Annotated in this window: 9 protein-coding genes and 1 pseudogene; 4 read left to right on the forward strand and 6 right to left on the reverse strand. The window is 74.6% G+C overall.

Annotation, left to right across the window (positions count from 1 at the left end; translation table 11 throughout):
- The 3 genes and pseudogenes from IF01_RS50755 to IF01_RS0140575 all read left to right on the forward strand — a co-directional run.
- Nucleotides 1–103 (forward strand): annotated as a pseudogene (locus IF01_RS50755) (RNA polymerase subunit sigma); the annotation flags it as partial.
- The gene (locus IF01_RS0140570) at nt 100–843 is read left to right on the forward strand and encodes an anti-sigma factor (protein ID WP_030398648.1); all 744 of its coding nucleotides are present in this window, start codon (nt 100–102) and stop codon (nt 841–843) included. The pseudogene IF01_RS50755 and the gene IF01_RS0140570, both read left to right, overlap by 4 nt.
- 104 nt (nt 844–947) lie before the next feature.
- Nucleotides 948–1,601, forward strand: coding sequence for a carbonic anhydrase (locus tag IF01_RS0140575; RefSeq protein WP_030398649.1), 654 nt, complete (start codon nt 948–950; stop codon nt 1,599–1,601).
- A gap of 78 nt (nt 1,602–1,679) precedes the next feature.
- Here IF01_RS0140575 and IF01_RS0140580 read toward each other — a convergent pair whose 3' ends face one another.
- From IF01_RS0140580 to IF01_RS0140595, 4 genes are all read right to left on the reverse strand, one after another.
- Entirely contained in the window at nt 1,680–2,516 is an 837-nt protein-coding gene (locus tag IF01_RS0140580; RefSeq protein ID WP_233290443.1) for a ferritin-like domain-containing protein, read from the reverse strand.
- The gene (locus IF01_RS0140585) at nt 2,513–3,319 is read right to left on the reverse strand and encodes a ferritin-like domain-containing protein (RefSeq protein WP_030398651.1); all 807 of its coding nucleotides are present in this window, start codon (nt 3,317–3,319) and stop codon (nt 2,513–2,515) included. Before IF01_RS0140585 ends, IF01_RS0140580 begins: the two co-directional genes overlap by 4 nt.
- Before the next feature lie 205 nt (nt 3,320–3,524).
- Nucleotides 3,525–4,547 carry a zinc-binding dehydrogenase gene (locus tag IF01_RS0140590; RefSeq protein WP_051757218.1) on the reverse strand — a complete coding sequence of 341 codons (1,023 nt, stop codon included), beginning with the start codon at nt 4,545–4,547 and terminating at the stop codon, nt 3,525–3,527.
- Between the two features lie 84 nt (nt 4,548–4,631).
- Nucleotides 4,632–5,216: a TetR/AcrR family transcriptional regulator gene (locus IF01_RS0140595; RefSeq protein ID WP_030398653.1), complete on the reverse strand. Its 585-nt coding sequence runs from the start codon at nt 5,214–5,216 to the stop codon at nt 4,632–4,634.
- Nucleotides 5,217–5,387: 171 nt separating this feature from the next.
- Between IF01_RS0140595 and IF01_RS0140600 the strand changes: the two genes are divergently transcribed.
- On the forward strand, nt 5,388–5,687 hold the full coding sequence (locus tag IF01_RS0140600) for a hypothetical protein (protein ID WP_030398654.1): 300 nt from the start codon (nt 5,388–5,390) through the stop codon (nt 5,685–5,687).
- A gap of 57 nt (nt 5,688–5,744) precedes the next feature.
- Here the strand turns inward: IF01_RS0140600 and IF01_RS0140605 are convergent, their stop codons facing one another.
- Entirely contained in the window at nt 5,745–6,125 is a 381-nt protein-coding gene (locus IF01_RS0140605) for a CBS domain-containing protein (protein ID WP_030398655.1), read from the reverse strand.
- A 91-nt stretch (nt 6,126–6,216) separates the two neighbouring features.
- Nucleotides 6,217–6,658, reverse strand: a 442-nt coding sequence (locus IF01_RS0140610) for a helicase-related protein (RefSeq protein WP_279617299.1), incomplete at its 5' end; no start/stop codon positions are given.

Genomic DNA, 6,658 nt, shown 5'->3' on the forward strand with positions numbered 1-6,658 from the left:
CCCCGAGGTCGCCGAGGTGCTGGGCACCCCGCTCGGCACCGTCAAGACCCGGATGCGGGACGGTCTGATCCGCCTGCGCGACTGCTTGGGGGTTGGTTCATGAACGCGGCACCCGACCTGCACACCCTCTCCGGTGCGTACGCCCTGCACGCCCTGCCCCAGGAGGAGCGGGCCGCGTTCGAGCGCCACCTCGCCCGGTGCCCCGCCTGTGCGCAGGAGGTCGCCGAGTTCGAGGTGACCGCGGCCCGGCTCGGGGCGGCCGAGTCGGTGGAGCCGGCTCCCGCGCTCAAGGCACGGGTACTGGCCGGCCTCGGGGAGATCCGCCAGCTCCCGCCCCTGACCGCGCCCGCCGGCCGGTCCCGCCGCGCGTCACGACCGGCGCCGCGATGGCCACTGACGGCGGTGGCCGCCTGCCTGGCGCTGGCGACGGCCCTGGGCGCCCTCGCCGTCCAGCAGCACGACCGGGCCGAGCGGGCCGAGGCCCGGGCGGGCCGCGAGGGCGAGCAGCAGGCGGCCGTCACCGGCCTGCTCACCGCCCCGGACGCGCGCACCTCCACCGCGGCCTCCGGCGCTGCCGTCGGCACGGTGGTCTGGTCGGCCGGTCGGGGGCAGGCGGCGTTCCTCGTCACCGGCATGCCCGTCCTGCCGCCGGGGCGGACGTACCAGCTCTGGTTCAGCGACGGCGGCACGATGCGCCCGGCCGGCCTGCTGCCCGCGGGCGACGGGCAGCTGCTGCTCACCGGCCGCGTGGGCGGCGCCGTCGGGGTCGGTGTGACGGAGGAGCCCTCCGGCGGCTCGGCCAGTCCCACCGGCCTGCCCCTTATGCTGCTGCCGCTGACCTGAGCCGCCCGCCCGACGCCTCGGGGGAACCCGGGCGGCCGGGCGTCCACGACCCGGTGGGCGGTACCGCCCACGCCGCGCGAACGGGGACGTCATAGTCTGCGGCCATGACCGACACACAGGCTCTGACCCCCCGGGAAGCCCTCGAGACGCTGCTGGCCGGCAATCACCGGTTCGTCACGGGCATACCCGAGCACCCGAACCAGGACGCCGCCCGCCGGACCGAGACCGCACCCGCCCAGGCACCCTTCGCGGTGCTGTTCGGCTGCTCCGACTCCCGCCTCGCCGCCGAGATCATCTTCGACCAGGGGCTCGGTGACATGTTCGTGGTGCGCACCGCGGGCCATGTCACGGGGCCGGAGGTGCTCGGCAGCATCGAGTACGGGGTCAGTGTGCTCGGCGCCCCCCTGGTGGTGGTGCTGGGCCACGACTCCTGCGGGGCCGTCGCCGCCACCCGGGCCGCCGTCGCGGACGGCACCACGGCGCCCGGCTACGTGCGGGACGTCGTCGAACGGGTGACCCCGAGCGTGCTGGCCGCCAACGCCGCCGGGCACACCGAGGACGCGGACTTCATCGCCGAGCACGTCCGGCACACCGTCGACCTGCTGCTGGAGCGCTCCCGCTGCCTCTCCGAGGCGGTCGCCGAGGGCAGCACCGCCGTGGTCGGCCTCACCTACCGCCTGGCCGACGGCACCGCGCGCCTGGTCGCGGGCCGCGAGGTGGACGTGGCGGCCGGCGCGGCGGTCGTCGACCCGGAGTGAGACGCGGAGGTGCGGGCCCGGGTGCGAGGGACTCGACATCCCGCACCCGGGCCCGCACCGGTCTTCGGACGACCCCGCTCAGACGGTGAGCAGGCTGGGACTGGCCGCCTTGTCGACGGGCAGGAAGTCGTCGGGGACGGGGTACTGGCCCAGTACGTAGTGGAGGATCGCGGCGTGCATCGCCTCGACGGGGGCGATGGTGGCGGCGGTGGCGATCCCGCCGGGGCTGGTCACGTTGTAGGTCGCGAACAGATAGGTCTGGGCGGCCTGGTCCTCCAGCGACAGCGCGAGCTTCGCGACGGTGGCGACGTCCGTGGCCGCGCCCAGGGCCTGGAGGGTGGCCGGCTGGTTGGACAGCGGCACATCCGTGATGGCGGGCTTGCCGGCGCCGGTCAGGACGGAGTTCCAGGCCTTGGCGTGGTCGGCGTGCTGGCCCATCGCGGTGGTGATGAAGGTCGCGACCGCCGGGGGGACGGTGCCGAGCCGGCCCGCCTTCGCGGCGTCCAGGGCGGCCTGGTAGGCGCCCACGGCCTGGTTCTCCAGCGCGGTGGCCAGCGCGACGACCTTCAGGTCACCGGTGTACTGCCCGGAGGCGGAGGCGGAGCCGGACGGCGAACCGGAGGCCGAGCCGGACGGCGAGCCCGGGGCCGGCTCCGGCGAGCCGCCGGACCCGCTGCTGGAGCAGGCGGCCAGGGTCAGCGCGGCGGCCGCGCCACCGGCGCCGAGCAGGAACCGGCGCCGGCCCGGGTCGCGCGGCCCGCCGGCCGCACGGGCCCGGACCTCCTCCGCCAGGTCCAGGGCCCCGGCCCGCATGGCCGGCAGCGTCTCCTGGTGCGCCTCGTGCATCTCGCGCGTCAGGCCCGCGAGTTCGCGCTCACTGATGGGGAGCGCCCAGCCGCCCTCGGTGGTCGTCACTTCACGGCCCCTTCACTGATCGGGGAAGCGTTGTCGGTGTGGTAGAAGGCGTCGGGGAAGCCGACGCTGCCGGCCGCCGCGGGCAGCTTGGACGGGTCGACCGGGATGGTGACCAGGTCCGCGGCGTTGCCCGCCAGCAGCGCCTGCACCGCCAGCAGGGTGGCACGGTGCTGGGCCTCCACCGGGGCCACCGAGGCGAAGAGCCTGCGCAGGTCGGCGTTGCTCACCTGGGACACGTTCTTGGTGTAGGTCTGCGCCGCCACGTCCTCCAGGGTGATGGCCAGCTTCACCACGTCCGCCGGGCCCTTGATGCTCGGCAGCGCCTGGTCGACCACGGCCTTGTACTTGGGGTCCGGGCCGTTCTGGGGCTGGCCGCCGGCCTGGGTGGCGGCGGCGTTGAACGCCTGGGCGTGGGCCTCGTGCTGCTGGGTGGTCTTCGCGATGAACGCGGCCACCGTCTTGTTGCCGTCCTTGATGAACGGCAGGCCGGCGGCGGTCCGGTAGACGCTCACCGCCAGGTTCTCGATCGAGGCGGCGGTCTGCAGCGCCATGATGTCGTCGGCCGTGGAGCCCGACGGCGAGGGGCTGTCGGCGAAGGCCCGGCGCCCGCCGAGGAGCGCGACCGTCCCGACCGCCGCGGCGAGCGCCCCGCCGCGCTCCCACCACCGGCGCCGGACCGGCTCGACCGCCTGTCCGAAGTCGGCCAGCGCGCTCCGCGTGATCCGCGAGGCGTCGCTGTTCAGGTCCTGCGACTGCTCGGTGAGTTCCACCAGCAGCCGGGTGTCGATGTGCTCTGGAGGCATCGTGCTCCTGTCCCGGCCGGGAGCCCGCCGCTCGCGGGCTCGTACGTGAGGCCTTCGGCGTCATCGACGGCCCGGCTTGCCCGACACCCCGGTGTTCACCCGAACGGGTGACGGGGTCGGGCCCGGTGACGGGGCCGGCCCGGCGACGGGGCCGACCCGGCGACGGGACCGACCCGGCGACCGGGCCGGTCCGGTGCCGCCGGCCCTACGAGCCGCGAACGCCGTCCGCCCCGCGGGTGCCGACGGGTCGGTCGAGCGTGACGACCATCTTCCCCAGGGCCCGGCCCGCCTCCATCACCCGGTGGGCCTCGACGATCTCGTCGAAGCCGAAGACCCGGACGGGGCGGGCCTTCAGGACGCCGGCCTCGACCTGGGCGCAGATCGCGTCCAGCGGAACCTCCGAGAGCGGGAAGGCCCGGCTGCCCAGGACGAAGGCACTGCCGAAGAAGCTAAGCCGGACACCACTGGGCAGGTCGGCTATCGGGTCGAAGTCCGCCACCGGTGCGAATCCGCCGAGGAAGCCGGCCTGGCAGACCCGACCGCGCGGCCCGACCGCGGCGAGCGAGTCGCGCAGCACGGTGTTGCCCACCAGGTCGAGCAGCGCGTCGACGACCAGGCCCCGCCGCTCGACCTCCGCCGCCAGGCGGCCGTCGTCGACCAGGACTCCGGTGGCCCCGAGCCCCTCCAACAGGGGCGCGTGCGCCGGGTTGCGGGTCGTGGCGAGCACCCTCGCCCCGTGCTGGACACCGAGGTTGACCGCGGCCTGCCCGAGCGCCGAGGTCGCGCCCCGGACCAGCAGGGTCTCCCCGGCCCGGAGGGCGAGGTTGCCGTGCAGGGCGCTGTACGCGGTGGCGTACACCTCGGGCACCGCGGCCAGATCGGCCCAGGGCAGCCGCGTGTCCACGGCCACGACATTCGTCGCCGGGACGGTGACCAGCTCCGCGTAACTGCCGTTGCGGGTCCGCCCCATGCCGCCGAGGATCGCCACCACCCGGGTGCCGGGCGGGAGTTCGCCGGACGGGTCGTCCTCGACCAGGCCGGCGCACTCGATCCCCGGCACAGCGGCCACCTGGCCCCAGGCGCCGCTGCGCATGTACGCCTCGGCGTGGTTGAGGCCGAACGCCCTGACCCTGATGAGGATCTCGCCGGGCGCGGCCACCGGGTCGGGCAGTTCGGTGACGGTGAGCACCTCGGGGCCGCCGTGGGTGGAGATGACAATGGCCTTCATGTCCGAACCTCGTTCTTGAGTAGTCATTCAAGTATTGGGCCGAGAAAAGGGGCCGCCGCGTACGGCAGCCCTTTTGACGGGTCGTCAGGCGAGTGCGAGGAAGGCGTTGTCGACGATCACCCGCAGGACCGCCTCGTCGGGATCGGCCTTGCCGACGACCATGAGCCCCTGGCAGGTCGCGACCAGCAACTTGGCACTGCCACCCGCGTCCAGCGAGGCCCGGACCTCGCCCCGGCGGACGGCGTTCTCCAGGGCGTGGGTCATGCACCGCTCCAGGCGCGCCAGGTGGCCGCGCACGACGGCCGCCGCCTCGTCGTCCTCGGCGGCCTTCTCGATCGCCGTGTTGACCAGGAGGCAGCCCTGGCGCCCTTCGGGGCTGAGCAGGTCGCGCACCAGCCCGTCGAAGTAGCCGCGGACCTCCGCCACCGACGCGCCGGGCGAGTCCAGCTCGCCCAGCTTCTGCGGCACGACCAGCTTCGAGTAGCGCTCCAGCGACTTCACGAAGAGCGCGTGCTTGCCCCCCGGGAACGCGCTGTAGATGCTGCCGGGCTTGACGCCCGTGGCCTTCACCAGGTCCTCGATGGAGGTGGCCCGGTACCCGCGCTCCCAGAACCGCCGCATCGCCTGGTCGAGCACGGCGTCGGGGTCGAACTCACGGGGTCTGGGCATGGCAGGAACATACATGAGCGACCATTCAAGAACAAGGCCGCCGCAGGCTCCCAGCCCCGTGTCCCTGCCCCGAACGGGTGACAGTATGCGGTCGGCGACGTTCTGCGGTCTCCTGGAGAGGAGGCGCCTCCGGGCCGCCGGCGGCGCACGCGACGGGAGCGGGTGTTCGCGATGGCCGAGGTCTTGTCGATGCGGTGGGCCGGGGTCACACCCGAGCAGTACGACGCCACGCGGGTGGCGGTGGGCTGGGAGGAGCGTGCTCCGGAGGGCGCCCTGATGCACGTGGCCTGGCTCGAGCCCGGCGCGCTGCGCGTGGTCGACGTGTGGACCTCGCGCGCCGCCTTCGAGCAGTTCTTCGCCGAGCGACTCGCGGCCGCGGTCCGGGAGGCCGGCATCACCGGCGAACCGGAGACCGAGTTCCTGCCGCTCCACCGCCGCTTCATCGCCCCGGGCGTCACCGGCGCCGCCTGACGGCGGCAGGTCGTTCGGATCGCGCCGGGCGGGCCGACGCGATCCGAACGACGTGTTCTAGAGGTCGAACAGACCGACGGCGTGGCCGTCGTGGTCCACCACCGGCCACACGGCGAGGCCCCGGGCGCGCATGGCGGCCGCCGCCGTGGCGGCGGGCTGGTCGGCGGTGGCGAACGGGCCGCGGTCGAAGGCGATGTCGCGGACCGGGATCCGCTCGGAGATCCGGGAGCGGACCTCGAACGGCGCGAGGTGCGCGCGGGACAGCAGCCCCGCGCAGCAGCCGTCGTCGTCGCGGACCAGGACGTGGTCGGCGCCGGAACTGCTCAGGATGTCGATCGCCACGTCGACCATGACGTCGTCGCTGATCTGGAGCTCGGGGCGGCGCATGAGGTCGCCGACCGTGGCGGTGGTCGCGGGGCGTTCGAGGGTGAGCGTCATGGGCGGACTCCAGGGGGTCGGTTCCGGCGGGGCGGTGCACAGGGATCGGGGCAGGGACGGACACCGCGAGCGGCGTTCCGGGCCTGCGTCCCTACGCGGACGCGGTGGCGCGCCTGGGCGCCCGGCGGCGGCCCGCGGAACCCGCACCGGTACCGCCGCCGCTACCGGCACCGCCGACGGGGCGGGCGGGGCGGCTGCGGCGGTTGCGGCTCGTGGAGGTGCCGCGGCGGGGGCGTTCGACGACGGGGGCCTCGATCACGGTGGGGATGCCGGTGGGCACCCGGGCACCGGTGATCCGGGCCAGCTCCTCGTCACCGGCGCTGACGCGGGTGATGCCGCGGGCGGCGACGTTGGTGGCGATCAACGCGGTGACCTGGCCGTTGCGGAACTGCTCCAGGGTCCGGTTGCGCTGCGGCTGGGACTTGCCGCCGTGCAGGGCGGCGGCCTTCACGCCGTTGGCGAGCATCGTCTGACAGCCCTCGGCCACCTGCTCCAGCAGCTCGGTGACCTGCGGCAGGAAGCCCATGTCGGCC

The sequence above is a fragment of the Kitasatospora purpeofusca genome, from assembly GCF_000718025.1.
Lineage (GTDB): Bacteria > Actinomycetota > Actinomycetes > Streptomycetales > Streptomycetaceae > Kitasatospora > Kitasatospora purpeofusca.

Coding starts and splice junctions, on each gene's coding strand:
- IF01_RS0140605 (WP_030398655.1), bottom strand. CDS start 6,125: ATGACGCTCACCCTCGAACGCCCCGCGACCACCGCCACGGTCGGCGAC.
- IF01_RS0140590 (WP_051757218.1), bottom strand. CDS start 4,547: ATGAAGGCCATTGTCATCTCCACCCACGGCGGCCCCGAGGTGCTCACC.
- IF01_RS0140600 (WP_030398654.1), top strand. CDS start 5,388: ATGGCCGAGGTCTTGTCGATGCGGTGGGCCGGGGTCACACCCGAGCAG.
- IF01_RS0140575 (WP_030398649.1), top strand. CDS start 948: ATGACCGACACACAGGCTCTGACCCCCCGGGAAGCCCTCGAGACGCTG.
- IF01_RS0140585 (WP_030398651.1), bottom strand. CDS start 3,319: ATGCCTCCAGAGCACATCGACACCCGGCTGCTGGTGGAACTCACCGAG.
- IF01_RS0140570 (WP_030398648.1), top strand. CDS start 100: ATGAACGCGGCACCCGACCTGCACACCCTCTCCGGTGCGTACGCCCTG.
- IF01_RS0140595 (WP_030398653.1), bottom strand. CDS start 5,216: ATGCCCAGACCCCGTGAGTTCGACCCCGACGCCGTGCTCGACCAGGCG.